This window comes from Phormidesmis sp. 146-12 (assembly GCF_052939495.1).
Map to the genome: position 1 here is coordinate 80,722 of NZ_JBJPHS010000003.1, position 25,857 is coordinate 106,578.

21 protein-coding genes are annotated in these 25,857 nt (G+C 51.0%); 3 read left to right on the plus strand and 18 right to left on the minus strand.

Features of this window, described 5'->3' with window-relative positions; genetic code table 11:
- Window positions 1-94 precede the first annotated feature (94 nt).
- From ACKFKF_RS02360 to ACKFKF_RS02380, 5 genes are all read right to left on the minus strand, one after another.
- Window positions 95-6,346, minus strand: coding sequence for a response regulator (locus ACKFKF_RS02360; RefSeq protein ID WP_446866209.1), 6,252 nt, complete (start codon window positions 6,344-6,346; stop codon window positions 95-97).
- Window positions 6,347-6,523: 177 nt separating this feature from the next.
- Window positions 6,524-9,202 carry a methyl-accepting chemotaxis protein gene (locus ACKFKF_RS02365; RefSeq protein ID WP_446858507.1) on the minus strand — a complete coding sequence of 893 codons (2,679 nt, stop codon included), beginning with the start codon at window positions 9,200-9,202 and terminating at the stop codon, window positions 6,524-6,526.
- Between the two features lie 216 nt (window positions 9,203-9,418).
- On the minus strand, window positions 9,419-9,949 hold the full coding sequence (locus ACKFKF_RS02370; RefSeq protein WP_446858508.1) for a chemotaxis protein CheW: 531 nt from the start codon (window positions 9,947-9,949) through the stop codon (window positions 9,419-9,421).
- An 11-nt stretch (window positions 9,950-9,960) separates the two neighbouring features.
- Window positions 9,961-10,326: a response regulator transcription factor gene (locus ACKFKF_RS02375; protein ID WP_446858509.1), complete on the minus strand. Its 366-nt coding sequence runs from the start codon at window positions 10,324-10,326 to the stop codon at window positions 9,961-9,963.
- A gap of 126 nt (window positions 10,327-10,452) precedes the next feature.
- Complete coding sequence (locus ACKFKF_RS02380; RefSeq protein ID WP_446866210.1) at window positions 10,453-11,706, minus strand: response regulator; 1,254 nt, start codon at window positions 11,704-11,706, stop codon at window positions 10,453-10,455.
- A gap of 758 nt (window positions 11,707-12,464) precedes the next feature.
- Here ACKFKF_RS02380 and hmpF point away from each other — a divergent pair.
- Complete coding sequence (hmpF, locus tag ACKFKF_RS02385) at window positions 12,465-14,213, plus strand: pilus motility taxis protein HmpF (protein WP_446866212.1); 1,749 nt, start codon at window positions 12,465-12,467, stop codon at window positions 14,211-14,213.
- A 196-nt stretch (window positions 14,214-14,409) separates the two neighbouring features.
- Here the strand turns inward: hmpF and tilS are convergent, their stop codons facing one another.
- From tilS to ccsB, 3 genes are read right to left on the minus strand one after another with little or no spacing between them, the layout of a single operon-like run.
- Window positions 14,410-15,378: a tRNA lysidine(34) synthetase TilS gene (gene tilS / locus ACKFKF_RS02390; RefSeq protein WP_446866214.1), complete on the minus strand. Its 969-nt coding sequence runs from the start codon at window positions 15,376-15,378 to the stop codon at window positions 14,410-14,412.
- Window positions 15,379-15,759, minus strand: a complete 381-nt coding sequence (locus ACKFKF_RS02395; RefSeq protein WP_446858513.1) for a KGK domain-containing protein — start codon at window positions 15,757-15,759, stop codon at window positions 15,379-15,381. It abuts the gene before it with no gap.
- Window positions 15,760-15,801: 42 nt separating this feature from the next.
- Window positions 15,802-16,791, minus strand: coding sequence for a c-type cytochrome biogenesis protein CcsB (gene ccsB / locus ACKFKF_RS02400; RefSeq protein ID WP_446866215.1), 990 nt, complete (start codon window positions 16,789-16,791; stop codon window positions 15,802-15,804).
- 238 nt (window positions 16,792-17,029) lie between these two features.
- On the opposite strand from ccsB, the gene ACKFKF_RS02405 reads away from it, so the two are divergent.
- The gene (locus ACKFKF_RS02405) at window positions 17,030-18,052 is read left to right on the plus strand and encodes an adenosine deaminase (protein ID WP_446866216.1); all 1,023 of its coding nucleotides are present in this window, start codon (window positions 17,030-17,032) and stop codon (window positions 18,050-18,052) included.
- A gap of 126 nt (window positions 18,053-18,178) precedes the next feature.
- On the opposite strand, the gene psb27 is transcribed toward ACKFKF_RS02405, so the two are convergent.
- The 5 genes from psb27 to pstS form a co-directional block, all read right to left on the minus strand.
- Window positions 18,179-18,580, minus strand: a complete 402-nt coding sequence (gene psb27 / locus ACKFKF_RS02410) for a photosystem II protein Psb27 (protein ID WP_446866217.1) — start codon at window positions 18,578-18,580, stop codon at window positions 18,179-18,181.
- Window positions 18,581-18,779: 199 nt separating this feature from the next.
- Window positions 18,780-19,586, minus strand: a complete 807-nt coding sequence (gene pstB / locus ACKFKF_RS02415) for a phosphate ABC transporter ATP-binding protein PstB (RefSeq protein WP_446866218.1) — start codon at window positions 19,584-19,586, stop codon at window positions 18,780-18,782.
- A 66-nt stretch (window positions 19,587-19,652) separates the two neighbouring features.
- The gene (pstA, locus tag ACKFKF_RS02420) at window positions 19,653-20,528 is read right to left on the minus strand and encodes a phosphate ABC transporter permease PstA (RefSeq protein WP_446866219.1); all 876 of its coding nucleotides are present in this window, start codon (window positions 20,526-20,528) and stop codon (window positions 19,653-19,655) included.
- 53 nt (window positions 20,529-20,581) lie between these two features.
- Window positions 20,582-21,532 (minus strand): phosphate ABC transporter permease subunit PstC, encoded by a 951-nt coding sequence (gene pstC / locus ACKFKF_RS02425; protein ID WP_446866220.1) that lies wholly within the window; start codon window positions 21,530-21,532, stop codon window positions 20,582-20,584.
- A 73-nt stretch (window positions 21,533-21,605) separates the two neighbouring features.
- Window positions 21,606-22,730, minus strand: coding sequence for a phosphate ABC transporter substrate-binding protein PstS (gene pstS / locus ACKFKF_RS02430; RefSeq protein WP_446866221.1), 1,125 nt, complete (start codon window positions 22,728-22,730; stop codon window positions 21,606-21,608).
- A 546-nt stretch (window positions 22,731-23,276) separates the two neighbouring features.
- Between pstS and ACKFKF_RS02435 the strand changes: the two genes are divergently transcribed.
- Window positions 23,277-23,573, plus strand: a complete 297-nt coding sequence (locus ACKFKF_RS02435) for an RNA recognition motif domain-containing protein (RefSeq protein ID WP_446858521.1) — start codon at window positions 23,277-23,279, stop codon at window positions 23,571-23,573.
- Between the two features lie 58 nt (window positions 23,574-23,631).
- Here the strand turns inward: ACKFKF_RS02435 and ACKFKF_RS02440 are convergent, their stop codons facing one another.
- The 5 genes from ACKFKF_RS02440 to ACKFKF_RS02460 form a co-directional block, all read right to left on the minus strand.
- Entirely contained in the window at window positions 23,632-24,156 is a 525-nt protein-coding gene (locus ACKFKF_RS02440) for a DUF937 domain-containing protein (protein ID WP_446858522.1), read from the minus strand.
- Window positions 24,157-24,388: 232 nt separating this feature from the next.
- On the minus strand, window positions 24,389-24,688 hold the full coding sequence (locus ACKFKF_RS02445) for a hypothetical protein (protein WP_446866222.1): 300 nt from the start codon (window positions 24,686-24,688) through the stop codon (window positions 24,389-24,391).
- Between the two features lie 4 nt (window positions 24,689-24,692).
- Window positions 24,693-24,920, minus strand: a complete 228-nt coding sequence (locus ACKFKF_RS02450; protein WP_446866223.1) for a DUF433 domain-containing protein — start codon at window positions 24,918-24,920, stop codon at window positions 24,693-24,695.
- A gap of 564 nt (window positions 24,921-25,484) precedes the next feature.
- Entirely contained in the window at window positions 25,485-25,691 is a 207-nt protein-coding gene (locus ACKFKF_RS02455) for a hypothetical protein (protein ID WP_446866224.1), read from the minus strand.
- 4 nt (window positions 25,692-25,695) lie between these two features.
- Window positions 25,696-25,845, minus strand: coding sequence for a hypothetical protein (locus ACKFKF_RS02460; RefSeq protein ID WP_446866225.1), 150 nt, complete (start codon window positions 25,843-25,845; stop codon window positions 25,696-25,698).
- Window positions 25,846-25,857: the final 12 nt, after the last annotated feature.

Sequence of the window (25,857 nt, forward strand, 5' to 3'; positions counted from 1 at the left end):
CAAGAATCAACGGATTTTTTCATCCCTTCTCCCTCCTCGCGCAGCGGATTACCCCCAGAGGGGGAACAGATCATCGAAGTTCTCCCTCATCCCTCTAATTCCCACCACCCGCAATCAAGACCTCACCCTTCAGCATTCTCTGAGCGGCATCCAGAAGGGCCTCCTCTAGATAAGGCTTTGTGAAGTAGCCACTTGCGCCAAGAGAAACCGCCATTTGTCTGTGACGATCGGCTCCACGAGAAGTCAGCATGGCGATCGGCAAGTTGCTGAGATTGGGATCTTTTTGAATGCGAGACAGCAACTCTAACCCATCCATCCGAGGCATCTCAATGTCACAGAAGACAATATCGCAAGGCAGCCCCGCCCGCAGTTTTTCCCAGGCTTCTTGACCATCGCGAGCTTGCTCAACTCGATACCCCACTTTGTTGAAGGTCATTGAAAGCAGTTCGCGCACTGTGATCGAGTCGTCCACAATCAATACGGTTGGCTCAGTTTTGACGGTGAGCGTTTCGTTAGGATTCTGAGATGCGCCCTGATCCCACATTGTGCCAACGTCGCGACGAATCCGACCCATTGAGAGGTCGATCAGTTCTAACACATCGGCGATCGGCATGATTCGCCCATCTCCCAGCACGGTCGCACCTGCTACACCCACTGGTTTGGGAACGGGGCCTTCTAGCTGTTTGATTACAATTTCTTGCTCGCCCAACACCTGATCGACTTGCAGCGCCAAAAAGTTGCCCGCACTCCGCAGCACGACGACTGAAACCATATCGTCTTCCTGATTGCCGCCGTAGACGTTGCCTCGACTCAAGTGGCGATTGTATCCTAGCAGCTCAGTGAGAGGTCGCAAGGGTAGTAGCGCATCGCGCCAAGACAGACAGGCTTGCCCCTCGGCGTTGGTCTGAATCCGCTCCTTGGGAACGTCGAACATATCTTCGACCCCATCCATCGGAAAAGCAATCCGCGCTCGATCGCTAATACAGCACAGCGCCTTAGAAATACTCAGCGTCAGAGGCAAGCGAATCGTAAACGTCGTTCCTTTCGTAGACGCAGAATCGGTTGTAATTGCGCCTCGAATCTCACTCAAGCTGGTGCGAACCACATCCATGCCGACCCCACGACCCGAAAAGTCGTCTGCCTGATCTTTGGTAGTAAACCCTGGATGAAAGAGCAGATCGTAAATGTCTAAGCGAGTCATCGTTCTGGCTTCGGCGGGCGTGACCAAGCCTTTCTCGATCGCCTTTGCCTTGACGCGATCGACATCCACCCCTGCCCCATCATCTGAAACCGAAATCACTGTCTGGTTCCCTTGATGAAAAGCGCGAATGGTAATGCGACCTGTTGGAGACTTACCTGTTGCCCGCCGCACATCTGGAGTTTCAATCCCGTGGGTGATCGCATTGTTAACCAGATGAGTCATCGGATCGTACAAATGCTCCAGGATCATTTTGTCGATCAGCGTGTCACGACCCTCGATCACAAGTTCTGCTTGTTTGCCACACTTCATGGCAATATCTCGGACGGCACGAGGCATTCGATCGGCTGTCTGAGCAAAGGGCACCATGCGCGATCGCGTCAGCCCTTCCTGAAGTTGGGTCGTCACCTGCCGGAACATTCGCGTCACTTGATCCGTTTCATCCACGATGAACTCAATGTCAGACGCAGACTCCCGGACTCGGACAATTAGCTCGATCATCTCCTGCGAGAGCGAGTGAAAGCCTGTGAAGCGATCCATTTCTAGAGGATCGTACTCCATTGAGTTGCTGCTCGTAGAAGTGGCGTGGTTGTCCCGTGCCAAGCTGCCCAAGTTAGTAGGAGTCCGGTGGTGTTGACGGCTGGCCAGCAAAGAACTTTCGAGGAGCGATCGCTCGTACAGGTCTTGCATCCGTTGTCCCACGTCGCTGAGTTGCTGAACTTGATAAAGCAGGTTGTCTAGCGACTGTCGCAGTCTTTCCTGATCTTGTTCAAGGCTGTTGCGATTAACGACAAGTTCCCCGACCAGGTTGCTGAGGTTGTCCAGATGTTTGACGGGCACCCGCATTGTCTGTTCGCTGAAGACTTTTCCGGGACGGTTGGCTCTACGTCCTGTTTGAGTGACACCCAGACTCTTGACAGACGGAGTACCTCCCATCGTTTTATCGGCATCCTCCAGCATCTTCTCTAGATCGTCAAACTCAGTGTCTGCGTCCCCGGTAGAGAAAGCATTTTGAGAGTCGGCTCCGGGAGCGTCTGCTAATAAGGACTCTAGATCGTCGAAGTTTTCACCGATTGGGGCTTGTTGTGAGAAGTTAGGTTCTTCACCAAGCAGACTACTTAGATTGTCAAATTCATCGGAGGCTGCTTGATCGGCGGGTTCTTGTAGAAGATTGCTTGAAGGGTCGGATAGGGTTTCTGTGGAGTCTTCGCCAAACAGTGCGTCGAGATCGCTAAATTCGTTGGCTCTGGTGAAGGTTGAGGGTGAGTCCGTTCCCAGCAAGTCATCCAAGTCGTCAAGTTGGGAAGGGCTGTCTGCAAGGTCAGGAGAGTCGCTGCCAAAGAGCAGGTCGAGATCGTCATCTTCGTTCTCAACACTACGTTCAACCGATGAGCGATCGTCTCCGCGAGAGGCTGCAAACAAGCCCGCTCCCAGGGATGCTGCCGCAATTCCTGCACCCAACAGAGGGTCAAATCCACCACCTTCTGAAGAATTAGAGGGGTCAACACTCGCTAAATCATCTAAATCGCTCTCAGCTTCCAGATCAGAGAATGCCAGGTCAAAATCAGAGGCTGCATCAGAGTCGGTAACTTCAGGCAGGTCTAGCTCGTTTAGAAGGATGTCATCTGGAGACTCTGCAAGACCAAAATCGAGGCCAAACTCTGAATCGGCGATCGGTTGGGCGGGTTCTTCATCGTCATCCAGGTTTAACCCCTCAAACAGCGCGTCGTCGGCTGTCTCTGAAGTGGGCGTGTCGAGGTCAGCAAAGGACAAATCAAAGTCATCAGAATCGGCGACCCCCTGGATGTAACTCGAAGAGATCGCTGGCTCAGATTCACCCTCTGCGGCGAAGTCAAGACTATTGGAGCAATCGTCTGTGACGGGTTCGTTTTCTTCAAACAGAGAAGCCGTCTCAAGGTCAAGCGAATCGGTGAGGAAAAAGTCTAGAGATTCCTCGATCGCTTCTTCCTGCGGGGCAAGTCCGTTTAGGCTGTCAGGGGTTTCGGTGTCCTCAATTGTGGAGAAGCCAAACAATTCGTCCTCTAAATTCAGACTCGCTTCAGACGTTGGGGTTTCTTCCGGTTCTAGCGTCAGGTCTTCGCTTGAGAGAACACTAGATTCTGAAGTTTCTAGCGAGTCCAGGTTGAGTAAATCATCGAGGTCAGGGGTGTCCGCACTGCTTGAGAATGCCTCATCCAGACCAAGGGCAGGTTCTTCAGTTGTGGAGAAGCCAAACAGTTCGTCTTCTAGGCTGAAGGCAGCTTCAGACGTTGGGGTTTCTTCCAGTTCTAGCGTCAGATCTTCGCTCAAGAGGGCAGCCAATTCTGGGGTTTGTGGTGTGAACCCATTCAGGTCATCCGTTGTCGCACTGCTTGAGAATGCTTGATCCAGGTCAAAAGCTGGTTCGTCGTCAGCATTCAAATCTAGAAGGCTATCCAGATCGTCTGTGGAAGTTTCACTGTCGCCAAAGTCGAGATCAAAATCGTCAGGACTTGAAGCAGCGATCAACTCTTCAACTTCAACTTCTGCAACCTTCGATTCCTCTAGCAGGTCAAGGCTCAGAGTTGCCTCTTCAGCAAATAGATTTAATAGATCAGTGGGTTCCTCAAACAGGTTGTCTAGCTCAACGTCCGCAGTCTCGCTCAGGTCAAAATTTAGGGAGTTTTCAGACTCAAAGAGTCCAGCCATATCTCCTAAATTTGCCTCAAAACCTGACGTGGAGTTTGTTTCTAAGTCTGTTGAGGTGACGTTTTCCAGGAGACTATCCAAACTTTCTTCAGTCTCTTCCAGGTTCAGGAAGTCTGCCTCAAGGGAGTCTAGCTCCAGGTTCAGGTCATTTTGACTAGACTCAGTTTCTAAAAGCTCGTCAGGATCAGATTGCTCACTTGAGGAGAGGTCGAAAGAAGAATCCAGCCGCTCTAATGATTCGTCGGATGGCGTAGAGACCACGGAAGGATCGATCGCTAAGGTTTCTCCCAGTTCAGCAAACTCAATCGGTTGAGACAAATCCTGGTTGAGGAGATCGTCAAAGCTGCGATCTTCGCTCTCTAACGAAGATTCAAAGCCAAACAGGGCGGCATCCGCTGAGATGGGGTCTGCTGGGTTGTCAGTCTCGGCAAACAGATCATCCAGAGGCTCAACAGACTCCTCTGAAAACATGAGATCAGGCAATTCAAGGTTTAGATCGGTCTCCAATCTTGAGGTTGCAGAGGCTTCCAGTTCTCCCCAAGGGTCACCCACTTCTTCGATCGACAAAATAGATTCGGGTGATTGAATTGGCTCATCCAAAAGGCTTGGGGTTGTATCGGTCAAGTCGGCCAGGTCAAACAGAGCGTCTTCTGTCGAGTCACCTGATCCAGTTTGCGCTTGTTCTGCCTCGGACGCTGAGAGAGAGTCACCCAGATCGCCCCAAGGTTCGTCAGCGAGAGATTCGGGGACGGTTGCAGTCTCCAGACTGGCATCAAGGTCAAAACCCTCAAACGGAGACGCTGACGATCGTGCATCCAGGGCATCTGTCGAGGCGGTTGAAAACTGCGTAAAGTTTAGGTCGGTTTCATCCAACCCTGCGAACAGTTCGCCCAGGTCATCCAGTGGGGCATTTGAGGACTCAGCAGTGCGATCGAACAGACTATCCACAGATGCGGTGTCAAGGTCTGCCAGGTCTTCCAAGTTGAGGTCAGCAAAGGGGTCAGCAGCCGTTAACCCTGGGATAGAAGCGTCTGGCAGTTCAGAAAGGTTGGCATCAAAGTCAGGTAAGCCAAAATCGTCAGCTTCTGCCTCCACAGCCCCGGAAGCGTCGCCTGGTAGACTACCCCCCGACAAGCCATTGAAATCAACCGTGCTATCCGTAGAGATAGAGTTGGATGCTTCAAACAACAAGTCTGAGAAATCGCTGCTGTCTTCTGCGTCAAATAGTCCATCCAGGCTAGACGTTGAGGTCGTCTGGTTGATGACTTCTTCTTCTTGCCAGGTGGAACCTAGATCGGGCATTTCACCTTCAAACAGATCAGCTAGACTGTTGAGTTCTGCCATGCCAACTTCAGGGCCATTGCGGTCTGCTTCAGCAGAAATCTTGTTGAGATCGATCGCCCCAACTCGCTCGTTTTCCCCAGCTAGACTGTTTTCAGACTCAAATAAAGCAGTCTCAAAGCTCAGATCACTCAACTCCAAATCGCTCAAATCTAGTGAGTCTAGCCCAGGGTCGGATGTTGCAAGGTCGAATCCGCTCAGGTCGAGTGGCTCAGTCGGGTCAGGCTCGTCCGCGATTGCAAAGAAGTCTGCCAGGTCGCCATCTACTGCCAAGTCGGGTAGCACTTCCACAGGAACCAGCGCTTGCAGTTGTTCACTCGGCCCAACGTCGGCTGCTCGCCCGGCAAGAATGGATTCCTGTCCTTGCTTGAGGTCTTTAATGATGATCGGAGCCAGGGATCGGTAGGAATTATTGGAATCGGCGATCGCCCGACTGGCTGTTTCAACCAATTCACACCATTGGGTCAGATCAAAGGCTTCTCCCAGTCCTTTCAAGCCACGACAGACTTCTTGGAGTCGATCGCGCCCATCTGAAAGCGCCTCTGCCTGACGAAATAGTTGCAGCATTTCTCGCAGTTGAGCAGGCACGTCGTTTTGGAAGATTAGCAGTAGAGCACTGTCTTGCGATGCGTTGATAGGCTGAGGTACGGGTGCAGCTTTGCCCCTCGAATTCGCGGCCACAACGGCCGCTCCTTGCCCTTCTAGCACGGTCATGTGCTGTTTGAGTTCTTCAAAGACAGGCTCGACTCCCGTCATCGTTGCATTGGCTGCCTCTTCGGTCAAACCAAAGGGGCCCTGTAGCTGCTCTAGTAGCTCCTGAAGGGTATCAAAAACCTGTAGCAGCAGCGATTCTAGCTTTTGGTCGGGTCGGATGCCAGGAGTTTCCTTGAGGATCTTAAAGAAATCTTCCAGGCGGTGAGACGTTTTCTGAATGCTGCTCAACCCCAACATGGCAGCCCCGCCCTTGACTGAGTGAGCTGCCCGAAAGACTTCGTTGACCATTTCTGGGTCGTCGATCGTGCCTTGCAGATTCAGCAAACCCTGCTCAATCGTATTAAGGTGGTCTTTGGCCTCCTCAATGAAGTAGCCCATGATTCGCTGCTGTTGTTCCGGCTGCATCGCAATGTCCCTTTCCTTAATAGAGTGATCTCCGGCAAGACGCTTGGCTGGGATTAAGTCTTTGAGAAGATGTGTAACTTATCTGAAGTGATGAGTGAATCGTCGATCGTGGTGCCTGTCCTGAGTAGATGCTTTAATGAACCCTGCCTGCTGTCCGCGGTCTTTAGAAAATTTTAGCTATTTGCGCTCGACAGTCTCCACGCGGAACCGTTCTACCGAAGTCAACAAGTTTCGTGCAACACCCACCAGATTTTGCAGTGAACCAGAGACTCGTTGGGCCTCTTGAGAAGTTTCTTGGGCAGTGAGTTCGACGGACTGCATCACCTGAGCCACCGCGCGCGAGGTTTCGGTTTGTTCTACCGTGTCTGCTGTGATTGAGCGAACCAGCGTATCGATGCGATTAGACACCTGAATAATGTCTTCGAGCGATCGCTTGGCTTGTTCTGCCAGTCGAGTTCCTTCGATCACCTGCTGGGTGCCTTCCTCCATTGCAGTCATGACCGAGCCAGTTTCACTCTGAATTTGCAGCACAATTTGCTCAATTTCTTTGGAGGCTTTGGCGGCGCGATCGGCGAGTTGACGGACTTCATCGGCGACGATCGCAAATCCTCTTCCAGCTTCTCCAGCCCTTGCTGCTTCGATACTGGCGTTGAGAGCCAGCAGGTTGGTTCGAGAGGCGATTTGAGAAATCAAGGCGACAATCTTAGAAATTTCTTGAGACGATTCGGCGAGACGCTTGACCTTGCGGGTTGTCTCAGCCACCGTTTCGCGAATTTCTAAAATCCCGGCTACCGTCCGCTCTACGGCTTCCCCTCCCTTGAGAGCAGTTGCCGATGCAGAACGGGCAACTTCCTCAGCCTCACGAGCACTTTCGGCTACCCGTTGAATCGAGTCAGTCATCACCTGGACTGAATTGAGGGTCACTGCAAGTTCCTCAGCCTGACGGAGTGCGTCAGAAGACAAGCTGCGGGCAAACATTTCGTTTTCGGTCGAGCCTGTGCTGACTTGACGAGCCGCCGTCTTAACCTGCTGCACAATTTCTCGCAGGTTTTGAATTGTCAGGTTAAAGGAGTCAGCCACCGCTCCCAATACGTCTGCTGTCACTTCGGCCTGCACGGTCAAATCGCCTCTTGCCGCGCCTTCCACGTCGTCCAGGAGACGAATCACCTGACGCTGGAGGTCTTCTTTGGCCTGCTCTTGCTCCTCGGCCTTGCGCTGCGCTTCGCTCGTCGTCGTCAAAATCACCCGTGACATCTGGTTAAAGCTGGAAGACAATTGACCCAGTTCGTCAGCAGAATGAACGGTGGCACGAGCGCTCAGGTTACCCTGACAAACCGCATCAAACTGAGCTTGCAGGTCATCGGTCGATCGCTTCATCTGCTTTGCAACCACTTGCCCAACCGCAAAACTGGCTCCTGTCCCGGCAAGCAGGGCAGCTCCGGTCATCAACCAGCCTACATTGCGAACCTCTGAAACGACTTCAGGGCTTTTTTGCTGGGCCGCTAGGTTAGAAGAAACAAAGCTGACCAGAGCAACGGCGACTGCTGAAGCGATTCCAGCGACCCCAGCCACAATTAGCTGCTTGGTTGGAAGGGTCGAGTTTTCGAGGGGAGCCAGCATTCCCTGCTCGATCGTCGGGGTCGCTTCTTCTGGCGGATTGTCTAGCTGGGTAAAGGTGGGAACTTGCTCAGAGGCACTGGAGATGCTGAACAGTTCGTCTTCTCGAATGGTCGAGCGATCGTCGTTAAACTCAATCGCGGAGGAGCGATCGGAGGCGGTGGCCATGCTATTGCCCGTCAGCCCAAAGGCACTCCCGACCGAGGGACTGGTAAACCCCGCAGAGTCCTCAGATAAGTCAAAGTCGGATAAATTGCCCAGATCGTCAAAGTCTTCAAAGTCATCCAGAAAATCGACGCTGCTTTGACTGCTAGAGGATGAGGAATTCATATCAGGCGGCGGAGCAGAACTGTTGTAGAGCGCATCAAACTGAGTTTGCTCAGGCGGTGGTGCAAACTCAGCATCTGACTGATAGAGATCGGGGCCACCCATAAACAGCGTATCTTCGCCCATGACGCGATTATTGAAGCTGGGGCGGACTGTATCTTCGTGATTGTTGGTGGGTAACTCTGGCTCAGTCGGGAATGCAGGGAAACGATCGGGATCGTCTAACTCTGCGGGTGGGTAGTCGTTGCTGTCGGTAAAGTCTGAGTTGGAGAAAACGCTGTCGAAGTCGTCCATCGCAGCTGGAAATTCATCCAGGCTGTTGGCGGCAAATCCAGAGTTGCGAGGCTCGATCGGCTCATCAAACGCAAACTGGTCTGCTGCAAAGGTCGCCGCATTGGGGTCGTGTGCCCCCCCGTTGGAGTCGTTCATTTCAAACGGGTCGGCATAGGCATCAATTCGACGTGAAGCAGCAGGCTCATTGACCTCCAGAGCCATGTCGTCCAGCAAAAAATCATCCGCCGGAAAGTCTAGATCAGGCTGCTGCTGCGTTACGGGTTGGTGGCTAAAACCAAGGTCGTCAGGACTGCTTTCTAGCGACAAGTCTTCGGTGTTGCCAATTCCCCCGTCAGATTCTCCAGCAAACTGACTGGCATAAGCAAGCCCGCTATTGGCGTAGTCTACAAATTCTGCATCAGAAGTCAGGTTGAGAACGGTCTGATACTGCTCCTGAGCAATGTCATACTGCTGCAAACCATAGCAATAGATGTGACCTCGCAAGAGTCGAGCGCTGGGGTCTTGTGGGTACTCGTTGACTAGGCGATCGACAATTCCAGCAGCTTCATCATACTTGCCCTGCATGTAGGCTCTTTCAGCCTGTTGATATTCTTGGGCGAAATCAGTCCCGCGTGCCATGTGCCTTCTCCTGCAAGTGCGTGTGTGCGCTAGAAGATCTGCTCTGATTGTCTGATCTTAAACTTAGAAAAAAGTGAGCAGTCGGTGTAAAGTGAGAATAATACACTTGATTGAGATCAATGCTTGTCGGGAAGGCAAAAGTGCTTCTCGATCGCTCCGTTAAATGTCGCTTCATGGCATTGATTGTACAGAGTGTTACCAGATTTAGATCATTCATTATGCTGCCCACCGTGCCGATCGTAGAATGGCTACCTGGTCGAGCAGTCTTAAGAATTGCTTCTCTGAGTCGTCTAACACCCACTCTCCGCGTAGAAACGGGGCAACGCTGTCTGGGATGGCTGTGGGCATCTGGACATGCTCAACGTCTAGCCATTCCATGCCAACGATTCGCTCAACTGCCAGCCCCAACATAATGTCTTGGTCTTCCACGGCTATCACTGATATTTCGGGCTTGTCTGTGTTGAGGGGTACAGAATCTCCCAGAAATTGTCCTAAATCTGCCACCCAAACGACGCGACCGCGCACATTGAGCGTCCCCAACAGCAGCGGAGAAACATTGGGAACTGGGGTAATCCGATCGGGCGATGGCGAAAGCACCTCTCGAATCCCAGTTGCAGGCAGCGCGAATTCATTCCCCGAAGAGATATAGAACCGCAAATGCAACTCACCTTCAGGGCTTTCTAGCTCTTGGAACTCAGGTGCCTGGTCTTGCCCCCGCCCTGTTAAAAAATCTGGATTCCCTACCATTACATCAATTCCTAGCCTCTCAACAGTTGTTTGACCGTCCCCACCAGCTCAGTCGGCTGAAACGGTTTTGCGATGTACGCATCTGCCCCTTGCTTCATCCCCCAATAGCGATCGAACTCCTCACCTTTTGAAGAACACATCACAACAGGAACCTTTTGCGTTTTTGGATCAGCTTTAAGTCTGCGGCAGACCTCGTATCCATTCATGCGGGGCATGACAATATCCAGCACTACCAGGTCAGGACAGTGACCCTGAATCTGCTCTAACGCTTCGACCCCATCACTGGCGACGGTGACACTCAGCCCACTCCCCTTGAGGAGATCCGTAATCATTTCCCGTTGAGTAACGCTGTCTTCGACGACCAGAACTGTACTCATAACCCCCTACCTGCTTGCTGGCTTAACCATTGACGGGAAAAACCCACGCTGTTTACCTTAAACCATGTATTAACTAAAGTACCCTCAATCATTGAAATAATCAGACTCTCGTTAAAAATAGCGGGTTTAGGTGCGGTTACTTTCTAATCCATCCGCGAGGGCATCTGCTAACAACGTGTCTGGCTTGAGTTGGTCTGGCTGCCCCAAACCGACATATTTCTCTAGCAACATTAATAGCTCACTTTCTCCAAAGGGTTTTGTTAAGTAATCTGTCGAGCCGACCATTCGAGCTTTGACGCGATCGATAAATCCATCTTTACCTGTGAGCATGACGATCGGAGTTTGCCGAAAGGCGGTCGATTTGCGAAGCATGGCACAAATTTCGTAACCGTCCAGTTCGGGCATGGCGATGTCGCAGAGAATCAGGTCTGGCTTGAGTTGAAAGACGAGGCTGAGGGCTTTGAGGGGGTTATCGATCGCCGTCACTTGGTAACCGTGCTGGTTCAAAATATACTCGACGGTCTTGCGAACAGTAGCACTGTCTTCGATACACACGACTCTGGGGGTTTTGGTCGGCTGCCACAGCCCCAAGTCTCGGAGTCGAATTTTTGAGGTTGCCGTTTCCTCGGTGTAGGGTTGAGCGAGGTGTAGCCAGCCTTTTTGCACGTAGGGATAAATCGCTCTGGCCACCGTGAAAATATCGCGATTCAGATAGCGGGCGATTTGTCGAAGTGAGGTCTTGCCGTCTGCGTAGCGATCGAGTGTGCTAAACGTGGCTTCGGGTAGGGCTTCTTTGAGAGCCGCCGAATTGGCCACGATCGGACACTGATCCGGTGAGTGTAAATGAGTATGAAGCTGCTTCCATTCCTGCACTTGCTTGATGGTCTTAGCCATAAGTGGGGCGATTTCCATCGTCATCAACTGCGGTGACAAGGGGGTGCCAATCTCAAAAATAAACGAGCCTTGATGCAAACTCAGTAGGTCAAACAAAGTTTCGTGAACCATACTCTCAATGATGGTGCGCCCTTGGGCTGGGGTGAGAATGTGATTTTCGAGCAGTGCCCACAGGTAGCCGTATTCTGGAGCATTAAAAGCGGCGATCGACGGCAGAGCCACCCCTTCTAGCGAATCTTCTGCTTTGTAACGATGTAGATAGTCGCGTAGTCGAGACAGATTGCCTTCGGTTTCTCCAGCGTAGACGATTTGACCGTTGAGAAAAAAGACGAACCACGACTGACCGCTCAAGGATTTTGGAACACGAGACTCTTGCACAGATAGATATGAAGGATACGCTTCGACAAAAAGCTCGCCTGTGCGCTGACCGAGTTCGATCAGTTGCAGGATGCTGCGGATGTCTATTTCACTCAACTGTCCCTGCATCAACCCTCTCCTCGGCTACGATCGGTGCGCTCAGTTCAATTCTGCCCTTGGGTGTGGCGATCCTTTCAAGTTTTAGGGTCAGAGAGAACGGCGTGACTTCAAAGGTGCGGTCGCAAATACTTCAAAGTCTCGCTTGCTCAAACAGCAATTTTTTCTCTGGCAAATCTTTTTACAGCAAGCTAGTGTCTGGTGTGCAAACATTGTATCTACTAACTCAACTGGAGTAACACGCCACGTTAAGATTCCATCTTTTGCGGGAAGCTTTATTGTCTAAGATAAGGCAGAGCGATCGCGGATGGCAGTGCTAGATTATAGAGCAGGGAACTCACTCAAAGCGGAACGCTCTGCAATTTATTGAATGACGTGACTTCTGCATCCAAGTGAGATAGCATCTTGTGCTAGAGCCTGCCTGTTTGCCCAATGAAGCGTAAATCAGAGGTTTTTCTGACTCTGGTGTTTGATTAAACTGATGCAGCTTGAGTGCTTAGGGCAGCCTAAAACTCAAGGACAGATAAGGGATTTAGGGTGTGACGAAGCTCGATCGTTCTCAGTATGATTCACTCATTAGCCAGATGAAACCGTTCAAACAACATCAGTACATTCAGCTTAAGCAGACGTGAGTTGAGCAGAATTAACCTTCGCAGTTCACCAGATTTGTCAGAAGATTTGTCAAAGCAAAAAAGAATAGAGATGGACTTGTCTCATTGGGGCAACTTACATCTTAGGATTGGGCGTAGACACGGAAGAGGGCTATCAGCGTGCTGTATCTAGCAGAAGTCATTCAAAAAAAGGGCGGAATTATCGGCGGCGGTAAGTCTGAACTCAAGTTGCTTGCTTGTCAGCGTACTGAGCAGAATTGGAGCGCTGTTGGTGAAGAATCGATTCAATCTGAGGAAGCCAGTCGCTTTACCTCTGGGACGCTTTTGTTAGTGGACTTGACTGCCAGCAAGCAGGTGCAGCGTGTCCAGGAAGCGGGTCGGCCACTGGTTAGCATCTTGCAAAACTTTTCTCGTCTGCAAGAGAAATTTAAGACTCAGGAAGAAGAGATCGAGCAATGGAAGCAGTCTCTTACCTACCAGAGTCAAGAGTTAAATCGGCGAGAAATGGAGATGGAAGCCCGTCGTGAGCAGCTTGAGCAGCTTGAGGCAGACTTTGAGCAGCTTGAGCAGCAGCGCCAGCAGTTTGAGATCACTCGCGATGAGGTGACGCGCCAAAACGAGGAGCTAGAGCGCAATCGTCAGGAGATGCAGGGCGCGTGGGAGCAGCTACAGGGGCAAAAGCGCCAGTTTGAAGAGCGGCAGACAGAAATGCAGTCGGCCTCTATTTTGGATGATGAGCAGGCGCAGGCGATTCAACATCTGCTAAATCGCTTGAACGGCGAGGCTTTCTCGTCAGAAGCAATGCAGGAACAGGCTAATCAGGTGGCACAGTTGGTCACCCAAAAGCAGGCTATTCTCAGCCACCACTGGCAAAATTTGGAGCAGCAGCGATCGTCCCTTCAGCAGTCTCAAGATGCGATCGAGCACAGCGCTCAGGATCTCGATCGTCGCTGGCAAGAGTGGCATCAGGCACAAGATGCTTTAGAGCAGGCGAAAGCCGAGGTAAAACTTCAGCAGGCAGTTTTGCAGGTTAAAGAAGAGTACGCTCAGAAATTAAGGCTGCAAATTCAAAACCATGAAGACTTGCACCAGCAGCTTTTTCGTCTTGCAGAAGGCATGGATGCAAACATTAGTTCTGTCGATGTCGGCGCGTTGGAGAGGATGTCGATCGAGGAGCTTCAAGGGCGGATTCAAGAATTTTTGCGCGACTTTGAGATGTCTTCTGGGTTCGTCAACGGACAAGAAGAAGAGTTAGAGTTTAAGCAGAGAGAAATTGAGGAACTCAAAGTTAAAATCGGGCAGGCTGGAGACTACGAGCGCATCGCTCTGGAAGCCGAACTCGCTGACGAACAAGACGCTTATCAATTTCTCAATGAAACTTTGGTGGGTCAGCGTCGCAGTCTCAGGGAGAAGGAAGGAACCTTGCGGCAGCATCGATCGGTGTTAGCTCGCAGACAGGGCAAGAGTGACCCAGAAGCAGCCGAGGGTAACTTTGATTTGAGCCAGGTGTTTGAGCAGCTCGATTTCTTGCGGCAGCAACAGGCAGATGAGCTACAAACGATCGAGCGTGAGCTTGAGCAAATTCGCAGTCGCATCCAGGAAACCCAGCAGATGGTGAACGGTCGATCGACCGAGCAAGAAGCTACCCGCAGCGAGCTAAAACACCTGGAAGAAACGCTGAAATTCCAGAGAGCGACTGCCGCGGAAATGATGGGTAAAGTCAATCTCTACCAAGAGATGCTGCAACCGATTCAGGATGCGGTGGATGGTTTGAGATATCAGATCGAAGGACTACACGGAACGATCGCCCAAGTCCACGAGGCAAAAAATAATCAGAATGGCGCGATCGCTGAAATCCAGCAAATTGTCACCAACCTCACCAACAAACCAGCGTTTGCCACCAGCTAAGTTGCCACCAGTTAAACAGTTCTGAAATGGAGCGAGCCTTGTAAACTTGGCACCTCAGCTACAAAATAACCATCTTCGCCAGAATAGATGAGAACTTTTTGGTGGGATGGAGTTTGGGGCTAGGCGACAGTCACGACTTCAAGACTCATCATTCTGTGCAGATGCTACACGCTCTGGAGGGAGTAATAATCGCTGCTTAAGTTTTGACCACGATCCAGTCGTCTTGGACTTCAGCGATCGCGCCGCCCGGAAAGGGATCAGTACGCGATCGATTGGGAGCCGTGATCAGTGCGGCGAATTTCTCAATTTGCTCAAAGTTTGGGTTAATTGTCAGCGTTTGTTGAAGATGTTGGCGAATGATGCGACGCTGTAGCGCGAGGGGAATGGATCGAAGGCGCGATCGATTTAGCCCTGACGAATTCGTAGCTTTTTCTCTCAGGTCAGCGGCTGTTTTTTCTAGATATTCAACCTCGGCGGTGAGGAGTTCGGCAGTTTGGGCAATATTTTGCTCTGCTTGCGGATTGAAGTGGGTTTGCAGATAAGGCAATAGCTCTTGACGAATCCGATTTCGGGCGTAGGTTAAGTCTTGATTGGTTTTGTCTTGCCAAATTTGAAGGTGGGAATTTTGACAAAATTGGGCAGTTTCAGCGCGCGTTGTGTCTAGCAGCGGACGGACAAGGTTGAGCGTGGGGGAGATGGTTCGCTTCCAACTCAATGCCTGTAACCCATCCGCACCGCTGCCTCGAATCAAATTGTAGAGCAGAGTTTCGGCTCGATCGCTGGCAGTATGTCCGGTGACGATCGCAGCATAATTCTCACGGGCGATCACTTGAAAGCACTGATAGCGCCATTCTCTCGCGTCTGCCTCACTCTTTGGAATTTGCTCCGCCGTTTGCAGAAAGAACGGAAGTTGCCACGATCGCGCCAGTCTCTCCACAAAGCCCGCATTCTCCTCGGAGTCGGAGCGCCAGCGATGGTCACAGTGAACGATCGCCAAATTCCAATTCCATTTGGGCTGCAAATCCAGCAGTAACTTAATGAGACAGAGCGAGTCCTGACCTCCAGAAACCGCTACCAGCACAGACTGATTTTTTGTGAGTAGCCTGCGTTCTTTGAGCGTGCGGTGTAGTCGAGCGTGGAGCGGTGTCCAGAGGAGGCGAGTCATCTAGTAGCGATCGTCTTCAGGGTCTTGGTAAAACGTCTCGATCGGCTTGGCGCGAATTCTTTCTAGGGGCTGTTCTGAAGGACGGGAAGCGGACGATCGTTCAGGCAGTTTGTTGGGCACTTTTTCAGGAATAAATTCTAATCGAATCCTCACCCTGCCTCGCTGCCAGCCACCCGTTCCAAAGCGCAAGGCTTCGCAGGCTAGACCGTCACCAAACCAATCTTCTTTATCTTCTGACCAGTCTTCTTCGCGATCGCTAATAGCCTGAGCCAGCGCATCCAAAAACTCGATGACTTTGAACGTCGGATTGGTCATCAACACGCGACCGCGATCGACAAACAACACTTCATCATCTCTGAGGGGGGAGTATCCGTTATCCATGTGGGTTCTAATCGTGGAAAGGAGAGTAGGGTCGAGGCGGGATTAGAGGAACCAGCCGTAGCTATGAAGTCCCTTGCCTAGAAGGTTAACACCCAGATAGCATACCCAGACAACGACAAATCCGGTAGCGGCGAGAAGAGCGGGACGACGACCCTGCCAACCTTTGGTAATGCGCGAGTGAAGGTAAGCCGCAAAGACGAGCCAGGTGATCATCGCCCAGGTTTCTTTAGGGTCCCAACTCCAGTAAGACCCCCAGGCTTCGTTTGCCCAAACTGCACCAGCGATGATGCCGATCGTCAGCAGCGGAAAGCCCAGCCCAATCACGCGGTAGCTGATGTTATCCAACGTATCTGCCAAACTGAGACGCTGAGGAGAGAGCGGAGCGGCTTGAGTCGCAACAGATTCTAAAACAGCCGTGCCCCCGGTTTGCAGTGCCATTGTGGGTGATTGAGAATCCTCCGCCCGATTGAGTCGGTAAGATTTGTCGCGATAGCCACCCGTCCCCACTGAACTGCCGCGCAATTCAACATTTTGACCACGAGTGACGATGAGAAAGGCGATCGCCAGCAGCGCCCCGACCATCAGCGTCGCATAGCTCAACATCATGACGCTAACGTGCATCATCAGCCAGTTAGACTTTAATGCGGGAACCAGGGGGGCCGAAGCCTGCATCGTATCAGGAAGCGTCAAAGCTGCAAACGCAGTGATCGCCATCGCGACGGGAGCGGTCACGACCCCAACCAGACGGCTACTGCTGCGATTTTCAGCGAACAGGTGAATGGCCGTAATGCCCCAGGTCAAGAAAAACAGAGATTCATATAAGTTGCTCAACGGGAAGTAGCCCGCTTCTAGCCAACGTGCGCCCAAAAGGGTAGCGATACAGAGGTTGGCGATCGCCATTCCCGCCGTCCCCAAAGCAGGTAAGACCGGAATCTGAGGAAATGCCGCGCCCGTCCAATAAATCAGCATTGTGGCAAACAGGACGGCAAACGAAACGTTATCTAATACGCCTTGCAGCGCGACTAAATCCATAAATTTTTCTCCCTCTCTACCTGGCGACACGGGTGCGCGGTGTCTGAAATCAATATGTCCATTGTAGGAGGTTCCTTCGCCGCTTTTTGATCTGAGGATGAAGAGAGCGGCGATCGACTGCCCATCCAAACAGGTTTAGACTCTATTGCCACCCAATTGGTATCGTGGAGCGCCAGACAACTTTTGAGACAAACGTCAGAATAGGAGGAATTACGAACATCATCAGAAGAGGTGCCTTGTGGCTTTATATGCAGAACTTCACCGTCACCTGGGCGGGTCAGTGGTTCCCAGAGTGCTTTGGCGGTACTTGCATCGCGAACAGTCAGAGTTAGCCGATCGCTTTCCTGACTATTCTGAATTTGAAGACTTTTACACGCGCCCTCGCAATACGTTAGACGAATATCTGGAGCTTCACACGCTGGTAGAAGGGGTACAAACGGCGAAAGCCTTACCCTATTTCATTTATCGCTTAATGCGGGGGGCCTACATCTTTGAGAATCTGGCGTATCTAGAGTTGCGCTACACGCCGTTTCTGAGAACCGATCATACGTTGACTCAGACCCAGCGAATTGATCAAATGGCTGAGATTGTCGAAATTGTGGGCAAAGCTAGTCAGGTTGTTGAGTACCCGATCGTCAGCAGCCAAATTCTCTGTATGCACTCGCGCCTGCCTTATGAAGTGAATCGAGCGATCGTCGATCTGGCGGCTCAGTCTGATTATGTGTGCGCTGTTGATGTGGCGGGGGGCGACAGTCACTATGCAGAGCGGTTGGATGAGTGGGTCGAGTTGTATGCCTATGCGCGATCGCTCAACCTCAAAACCACCGGGCATGTCTACGAAACCAAAGACGGCTGCTATCCCGAACTGCTGTCTTATCTGATGCGAATTGGACATGGCATTCAAATTCCTTTGCTGCATCCCAATCTGCTTAAAGAAGTGGCGCGACGAGGGCAATGTCTGGAAGTCTGTCCTACAACTTATCTCAAAACGGGGACGCTTCAGGACATTCAGCAACTCAAGGACGTGTTCGATCGCTGCTTTGATGCGGGAGTGGATATCGCCATCTGCACCGACAATGCTGGCTTGCATGATGTGAGGTTGCCCTTTGAATATGAGAGTCTGCTGACTCACGACATCATTGGGTTTGAGGAACTGCAAGCTTGTCAAGATGCTGCTTTCCGTCATGCGTTTGCCTGGAACTACGAGCAGCGGCCGGCCTCAATGCTCAATCGCCTGATGAAAACAGAAGCCAGCGTCTAAACAGATTCCACCTGCGGGGTTTTAGCTGAACTGTAGAAACCGTTGCCGAAAATTTGGGCGCGGGAAGGCTCTACGATCAGTGAAAACTCACAGGTGGAAGGCTCAATCGGTCGATCGTTAACGTGCTTAGATGCCGCGTTTTAAGGAAATCTCAATTTGTTGAAACTCTTGCTCAACGCGGTTTTTGAGTTTCTCAGGAACCGGCCGATTGGGATAAGAGCTGTAGTGACCCGCCAGAGAATTTAGCGCAGTCCGCATCGTGGTAAACGAATTGAGCTTGATCACAGACGTGTCGCGCTGATAGCGAGAGGCAAAATCGTTGATCTTGGTGCGGGCTTCTTTCTGAATCGCAATTTTGTCAGGCGCGTCCTGAGGAAGCTCCAAAGCGGATCTGAGGCTGGAAATCAGGGCCAGGGTGTCTTCTCGGTAGTTTCCAGTCATGCCGCCCGGCGAAGGAGCGTTGCAACCAGCTAGACCGATCGCCACTACCAACACCAGAGCCAGCAGGCGGGACAAATATCGCTTCATAAGCCGCTCCAGCAGTGAACAAAAATTACAGTTTCCTCATCGTACCGTGATTGGTGACCAGGGGATCATTGGGAAATGTCACGTTTGGTTTTTCTGTCTATATGAAGAAGCGGGGAGGGACAAAAAGACATTGGACAAAAAGACAAAAGACCTCAAATTTGACAGAACTCAAGGTCTAAGGTCTAGGGTCTAAGATCTACTAACCAAATCGACCGCTTACATAGTCCTGAGTCGTCTTTTTCTTGGGAGCCTGAAAGATAACTTCTGTCTGATCGTACTCTTCGATATATCCGGTTCGCTGTCCTTTCTCGTTGGCGATCACGTTAAAGAAAGCGGTGCGATCGGCCGTGCGAGAGGCTTGCTGCATGTTGTGAGTCACGATCAGGATCGTGTACTTTTCTTTGAGTTCTTGTAGTAAATCTTCAACTTTGAGGGTAGAAATTGGGTCGAGCGCAGAACAGGGTTCGTCCATCAAAATCACGTCAGGCTGGACGGCGACGGCACGCGCAATACAGAGACGCTGCTGTTGTCCTCCAGAGAGGTCAGTGCCCAGTGCTTTGAGCTTATCCTTCACGTCGTCCCAGAGGGCGGCTTGCTTGAGTGCGCGCTCCACCAATTCGTCCATGTCTCCCTTAAAGCCCAGCAGACGCGGCCCAAAGGTAATGTTGTCGTAAATTGTCTTGGGGAAAGGATTGGGCTTTTGGAACACCATACCAATCTGTCTTCGGACGACTACCGGATCAATGTCCGCAGCGTAGAGATCAGAATCATGATAGAAAATCTTGCCGTCGATGTGAAAGCTCTTGATCAGATCATTCAGCCGATTAAAGCAGCGCAGAACGGTACTTTTGCCGCAGCCAGACGGGCCGATAAAAGCGGTAATTTGGTTTTTGGGGATCTCGATCGACACATCTCTCACCGCCAAAAAGCTGCCGTAATAGATGTTGAGATTTTCGGTGCGAAACACCGTTTCGGTTTTGCGGGCGCTCTGAAGTTCGGAGGTCATAGATTCAGGTGGGATAGAGGATTGAAACTGTGAGAGGTGCCTAGAATCCAATCATTCTGGACGAGGCTACTTGCGTTTGATGATCCAACGAGAAAGAATGCTAGTGATCAACACTAATGCGACCAGTACGAGAGAGCCTGTCCAGGCAAGTTCTTGTTGATTGGGATAGGGGGCTGTCGCAAAGTCAAACACCAATCGCGACATGGTGGCGGTCGGCTCCCAGAGAGACTTGACCCAATATCCACTGTAAGAGGCCGTAAACAAAACGGGGGCTGTTTCTCCGGCCGCACGAGCGATCGCCAGCATCACGCCTGTAATAATCGCTGGAATGGCAGCGGGCAGCACCACCAATAAAGTCGTTTGAATGCGAGTTGCGCCTAGCCCGATCGCTGCTTGCCGAAAATCTCTGGGCACCGCTTCTAGGGATTCTGTCGCAGTCCGAACGATCGTCGGCAACATCAACACCGCCAGTGCAATCCCCCCGGCTACTGAGGAAAAGCTCTTGGTTGCCAACACCACGGTCGAGTAAGCAAAGGCACCTACGACGATCGACGGAACGCCGCTGAGAACGTTGGTGAGAAAGGTGATCCAGTTTGCCAGCCGAGTATCTCGATAAAACTCAGACAGCGAAATTGCCGCCATGATGCCAAAGGGAATGCTGATCAGAGAGGCGATGCCCACCGTGTAGAGGGTGCCCACAAGGGCGTTGCCAAATCCTCCACCGGATCTTCCGGGCGCAGGCGGCAACTGGGTAAAGGCTTCAAAGTTGAGGCGAGAGGTGCCTTTGATCAGAACATAGGAGATGACAGCGACCAGAGGGATCAATGCCAGAGCCGCACAAACAAAGGTGAGAATGGTCATTGCCGACGCAAATAAGGTACGAGGCGAGGTCGGCGATCGCTTCATACTGGGAACAGACCCTGTAAACTCTGGACTTGTCATCTTAAATTTTTTCCTCAATCCAATTCAGCAAACCAAAGCATCTTCATGACTGACTAGAGCTTTAGACTAAAGCGGCGCACAATCAGTTCTGCCAAAACGTTGACGACGAGGGTCAAGCCAAACAAAATCAAAGCGGCATACAGCAGAGAAGAAACCTGGAGTCCGCTGGCTTCAGCAAACTGGTTGGCCAACAGCGAGGAAACGGTTGAGCCTTGAGACAGCAGGGACGGGTTGACCGTGTTGGAATTCCCAATGACCATCGTCACTGCCATTGTTTCGCCCATTGCCCGACCCAGTGCCAGCATGATGCCTCCGACAATCCCTGAAAACGCGGCCGGAAGGATGACTTGAAAAATTGCTTCCCAGCGCGTCGCCCCTAATCCATAGGCGGCCTGACGCAACTCGGATGGCACAGCGACCAAAGCATCTCGTGAGATTGCAGCGATGATCGGCAGAATCATAATTGATAGAATGATCCCTGCTGCATAAATGCCCGGCCCAGCGGGAGCGGTGCTAAAGAGAGGAAACCAGCCGAACGTGCTGTTTAGCCAAATGCCAAACGGTCTGAGTAGAGGAATCAGCACGAAGATGCCCCACAGCCCGTAGACCACGCTGGGAATCGCTGCCAACAACTCGATCAAAAACACGATCGGCTGCTTGATGCGATCGGGCAGGTAGTCTTCGCTGAGAAATAGCGCCACGCCAACGCCGATCGGAATCGCAATCAGAAGGGCGATAAAGGAGGTGACGATCGTGCCATAAATTTGGGTGAATGCACCAAAGACTTCATCGTTGACGCTCCAACGACTGGTGACTAAAAAACCCAAACCAAACTTCTGGATCGCTGGGATGGCTTCTTTGCCAACATTGAAGGCGATCGCCAGCAACACTAAGCCGACCCCAACTGCAAAAACGCCAGTCACCCAGACAAAGCTATTGTCAATGAGCCGTGACGAACCAGAGCGGGCAGTAGACATCGAAGCAGGATTGGTTGACAGAGCCATAAAATCTACCAAAAGGGAAGCAGTGTGGAGGTGAGGAGCAATACCAGCGCGAAGGACAAAAGTTATTTAGCCGCTACTTTGCCGCTACTTTGATAGTATCTAAGGCTGCGACCACTTTTGTTGCCAGATCCGCTGGTAGCGGAAGATAACCTAGTTCGCTTGCGTATTGTCTACCGTCTTTCAATGCCCAGCGCAAGAACTCTGAAAACGCCTTGGCTTGGACAGGATCTTTGGGATTTTCGTACAGCAAGACCCAGGTCAAGCTGACCATCGGGTAAGCGTCTTTACCTTCAGGATCAGAGACTTGCAGCGCAAAATCAGCCGGGACAGTCGCCCCTTCGAGTGCTTTTGCTGCCGATTCAGGAGTCGGTGTGATAAATGCACCTGACTTGTTCGCCAGGGTTGCAGTCTTCAAATTAGTTTCTTTGGCGTAAGAGTATTCGGTGTAGCCGATCGCGCCCTTGGTTTGTTGAATCTGAGCGCTGACTCCTTCGTTACCCTTGGCACCTGTTCCAGTCGGCCATTCGACGGTCTTACCAGAACCAGCTTTCCAGTTGGGGCAGGCTTTGGCAATGTGTTTGGTGAAGATATCAGTTGTTCCGCTGCCATCGGAGCGGTGAATAAAGGTGAGTGGATCACTCGGTAGGGTGACTCCTGCGTTGTCTTTAGCGATTTTAGGATCGTTCCAGGCTTTGATTGTCCCATCCACGATGCCGCAGAATGATTCACGAGAAAGCTTGAGGTTGTCTACGCCATCTAAGTTGTAGGCAAATACAACAAACAGACCGGTTGTGGGAAGTTGAATCGCTTGACCGCGATCGGCAGGCAGTGCCTTGCGCTCTTCTTCTTTGAGGGGGGCATCAGTTGCGCCAAAGTCAACAGTTTGATCAAGAAATCGCTTCACCCCTGCGCCACTTCCTACAGAGTCATAGCTGATCTGCACATTCGGATTGATCTTGTTATATTCTTGAAACCACCGCTGATAGAGCGGGTTGGGAGCCGTTGCGCCTGCTCCACTAATCGAGACCGATGCACCACCCGCTGCCGCAGGAGCCGCAGGACTCGCACCACCTGCCGCTGGGCTACCTGTTGCGGTAGGCGTGGTAGCAGTTTGAGAGGTGCAAGACGCTAGACCCAAGACCAGGGCGAGCACAGGGATAGACCGTCTCAAACGAGTTGCATTCAGGGAAAAATCCATAGAGTCTAGACAGTTATAGAGATAACCTCATCAGGGTACACCTAGACCTTAAAGACCAGGTTAAGACGTTCAAAAACTCGACCTTACTCTACGTAAGTATTGAGATGAAGTTAATTTTTGTTTAACCAGAACGACCGCTCAGATACCGTTTCACCTAATTCTAAAGAATTTCTAAATTTGTAGAAGTAAGCGGGTTAAAGGACGGTCATGTTTCTTTGATTACCTGTGTTAGAGCAATTATTTACAGAAAGAGCTATAAATTTTTGTGAAGTCTAACCTGCTGTTGTGGAGAGCGATCGACTCAAAGTCAAAGTTCATATTGCTCATCAGCAAAGCCGTTGCGAGCTTATAAGACTTCATCACATTTCTGATAAGAATTCCTGTTTTTATCGCTAGACTAAACGCCTTTGCTGTGCTTCTATTTTTGGGAAGATTCAGTTATAATCGTTGGCGAACAAGAGTTCGGTTACAGTTGCCCCGGAGGGTATGACTGACCGCTTCGATGCCCTGACCGAGTTCGCCCTCACAACTGGTTTGGAGAGAATCGTGACTATTTACGTAGGCAACCTGTCCTTTCAGGCGACTGAAGAGGATCTTCGGGAAGTGTTTGCTGAGTATGGCACTGTGAGTCGAGTCAGCCTTCCCACTGACCGAGAAACAGGCAGAAAGCGTGGCTTTGCCTTTGTCGAAATGGAAGACGAAGCCCAAGAAGACGCAGCGATCGCAGAGCTAGACGGCGCAGAATGGCTAGATCGTGAGCTAAAGGTCAATAAAGCAAAGCCTCGTGAACCCCGCAGCGGCAATGGGGCACCTGCTAAGACGTTCACAAAAGCTCGTTACTAAAGTCGGTTGCAGTCTGGGGAATCAAGCCTGTTACGAAAGATTCCCCACAGGTCGATCGTTAGCGCTGGCTGAGAAACTTGCCAGCCAAACCCATCACGTCACCGACATCCAAATTGCCGTCTTGATTTGAGTCTAGAAAGGCGTTGAGGACAGGGTTTCCGGCTTGCGCGTTTTGTGTGTTTGCGCCGCTTTGCAGGAGATTGAGGACGATCGGAATCAGCACGGGCAGCATAGCCTGGATCGTTCCAGCGTTGAGTCCGGTTCTCTGGGCTACGTCGCTGGTGACTTGTTGCTGCTGGTCAGGAGAGAAGATCGCCTGCACGGATTGAGGGTTGCCGCCCAATCCACTAAATTGATTGACGAGTGACTGTACCTGGTCGCCGCCCATTGTCGATTGCTTTTCTTGAAGGGACGATCGTACATAGCCACCGACGACTGACAGAACGGTTTGGGTCATTGAGGGATCGATGCCGTGAGCGCTACCGAGTTGTTGGGCAACGTTGAGGATGCCGCCTAGCTGATCGGGGCTGGCTTGCTGCTGGGGGTTGCTGACAGCGCTCAAAATTTGGTCAAAAAGGCTCATACGCTTGGTCTCAACTAGGGTAGGACGTTCAGATTTGAGTCTGACATCTTGTTAACCTCTAGAAGATAGGAAATTCGTATTCTAAAGTCAACTACCTGTTGATTTAATGAGTCTGCTGTTGAAGCTGCCGCAGAACTGCACTTTTATAGGTATAAAACAAGTGAGAATAGGAATTTCGTTCAGCAGAGAACTCTAAATAGCTTGCAATGCTTTACAGTTGCAACAGAATTATTTAGTTCATTACCTCAATGACTTCACCTGCTGAAATTGTATTCAACACTCGGCGAACGTCAGGAATCAACGGTATCAATTCAGGCAAGCGGTTTTTTAAGGCAACCATTACGACGACTGCTACTCCAGCTTGTTGTAGATTTTGCTGATATCGTAGATTTTGGTCTGTCGTGAGCAAAACTGTGAATCCTTCCTGGTTCATCAATTGAAGTAACTCACCGTTTTTCTTACCCGACCATCCCATCTCTACTACTGTGCGAATGTCGTAATCACTCAGTTCATGCTTGAGAGGTCTTGGCACGCACTCATCCAGCAGAATTTGCATATGCAATTAGCATCTCTTTTGCTAACTCTAGGGCTGCGATCGCCTGTTGGCGGCTCACGCTAGGAAAATGATCTAAAAATTGATCTAAAGAATCGCCTGCTTCAAGATAATCAAGCAAGTTCTTAACAGGCACGCGAGTCCCTACAAAGACAGGGGTTCCTCCCAATATGTCTCTATCGCTATGAACAACTGGTAGTAAAGGGGTCATAGAACATAACTCTAGGGGAAGGTCAACCAGTCCTAAACTAACATTTATTCCCGGCAAAGCGGTTAACCAGTTTGGTTAGATTACTGCTTGACGCTGTTGCCGCAGGAAGGTGAGAAAGTCTTCAATTGAGTCTTCTTCAGACCAAAATTCAAGAGTCAAATCTTTGAGGTTATGCACAGTGGTAGGGTTTTGAGTGACCAGTAGCTGGCTGAGTGAAGTGCCTTGCCGAAATTGAGCATTGAGCGTTTTGAGGTCGGTTAGAGAATCTGAAGCTGAATCGTTTTGAGTCAGGATCTGGAGGAGTTGTTAACGTTCTGTAGGTGAGAGCGATCGGATGGCAGCGATTAGCGCAAGGCGCAACTGCAAAGCAACCGCCGCTTCAAGTTGTGGAGTCATCGTAAAAATCTAGTTCTAGGTTATTTGAATTCAGAAGTAATTCTAATCAAGTTATTAACGGGTTGTCTTCTACTCTCTTCCTATACATTTAACGATCCGACAGACTGCTGTGATCGCACTTTGTTTGCCTATGGCTACAACTTCTTTGAAATTGACTGCCCTACAATTTTATTGTCCACGTCCTGGCTGGCAGTCCGCAAACCCTAATGCTTCTGTGTCGAGGAAACTGGCGATCGCCATCTCAATGACTGCCTCGATCGGGTACTCAATTTCAGCAGCACGATCGATTAGAGCAGCTCGAATACGATCGGGTAGGCGTTCCAAGATCACTTCAGCATCACCGGAGGAAAGTTGTTCTAGAAGTTTAGTTTGCATTGCTTTACCGCTGGGTTAGAGAATTTGAAGCTGAATCGTTTTGAGTCAGGATTTGGAGCAGTTGTTCACGTTCTGTGGGTGAGAGCGATCGAATGGCAGCGATTAGCGCAAGGCGCAACTGCAAAGCAACTGCCGCTTCAAGTTGTGGAGTCATCGTAATCCCATA

Coding starts and splice junctions, on each gene's coding strand:
- pstA (WP_446866219.1), bottom strand. CDS start 20,528: ATGACAAGTCCAGAGTTTACAGGGTCTGTTCCCAGTATGAAGCGATCG.
- pstC (WP_446866220.1), bottom strand. CDS start 21,532: ATGGCTCTGTCAACCAATCCTGCTTCGATGTCTACTGCCCGCTCTGGT.
- ACKFKF_RS02370 (WP_446858508.1), bottom strand. CDS start 9,949: ATGGTAGGGAATCCAGATTTTTTAACAGGGCGGGGGCAAGACCAGGCA.
- ACKFKF_RS02365 (WP_446858507.1), bottom strand. CDS start 9,202: ATGGCACGCGGGACTGATTTCGCCCAAGAATATCAACAGGCTGAAAGA.
- ACKFKF_RS02450 (WP_446866223.1), bottom strand. CDS start 24,920: ATGACCCCTTTACTACCAGTTGTTCATAGCGATAGAGACATATTGGGA.
- ACKFKF_RS02380 (WP_446866210.1), bottom strand. CDS start 11,706: ATGCAGGGACAGTTGAGTGAAATAGACATCCGCAGCATCCTGCAACTG.
- ACKFKF_RS02440 (WP_446858522.1), bottom strand. CDS start 24,156: ATGAGCCTTTTTGACCAAATTTTGAGCGCTGTCAGCAACCCCCAGCAG.
- ACKFKF_RS02375 (WP_446858509.1), bottom strand. CDS start 10,326: ATGAGTACAGTTCTGGTCGTCGAAGACAGCGTTACTCAACGGGAAATG.
- psb27 (WP_446866217.1), bottom strand. CDS start 18,580: ATGAAGCGATATTTGTCCCGCCTGCTGGCTCTGGTGTTGGTAGTGGCG.
- ccsB (WP_446866215.1), bottom strand. CDS start 16,791: ATGGATTTAGTCGCGCTGCAAGGCGTATTAGATAACGTTTCGTTTGCC.
- ACKFKF_RS02455 (WP_446866224.1), bottom strand. CDS start 25,691: ATGCAAACTAAACTTCTAGAACAACTTTCCTCCGGTGATGCTGAAGTG.
- ACKFKF_RS02360 (WP_446866209.1), bottom strand. CDS start 6,346: ATGCAGCCGGAACAACAGCAGCGAATCATGGGCTACTTCATTGAGGAG.
- tilS (WP_446866214.1), bottom strand. CDS start 15,378: ATGACTCGCCTCCTCTGGACACCGCTCCACGCTCGACTACACCGCACG.
- pstB (WP_446866218.1), bottom strand. CDS start 19,586: ATGACCTCCGAACTTCAGAGCGCCCGCAAAACCGAAACGGTGTTTCGC.
- ACKFKF_RS02460 (WP_446866225.1), bottom strand. CDS start 25,845: ATGACTCCACAACTTGAAGCGGCAGTTGCTTTGCAGTTGCGCCTTGCG.
- pstS (WP_446866221.1), bottom strand. CDS start 22,730: ATGGATTTTTCCCTGAATGCAACTCGTTTGAGACGGTCTATCCCTGTG.
- ACKFKF_RS02395 (WP_446858513.1), bottom strand. CDS start 15,759: ATGGATAACGGATACTCCCCCCTCAGAGATGATGAAGTGTTGTTTGTC.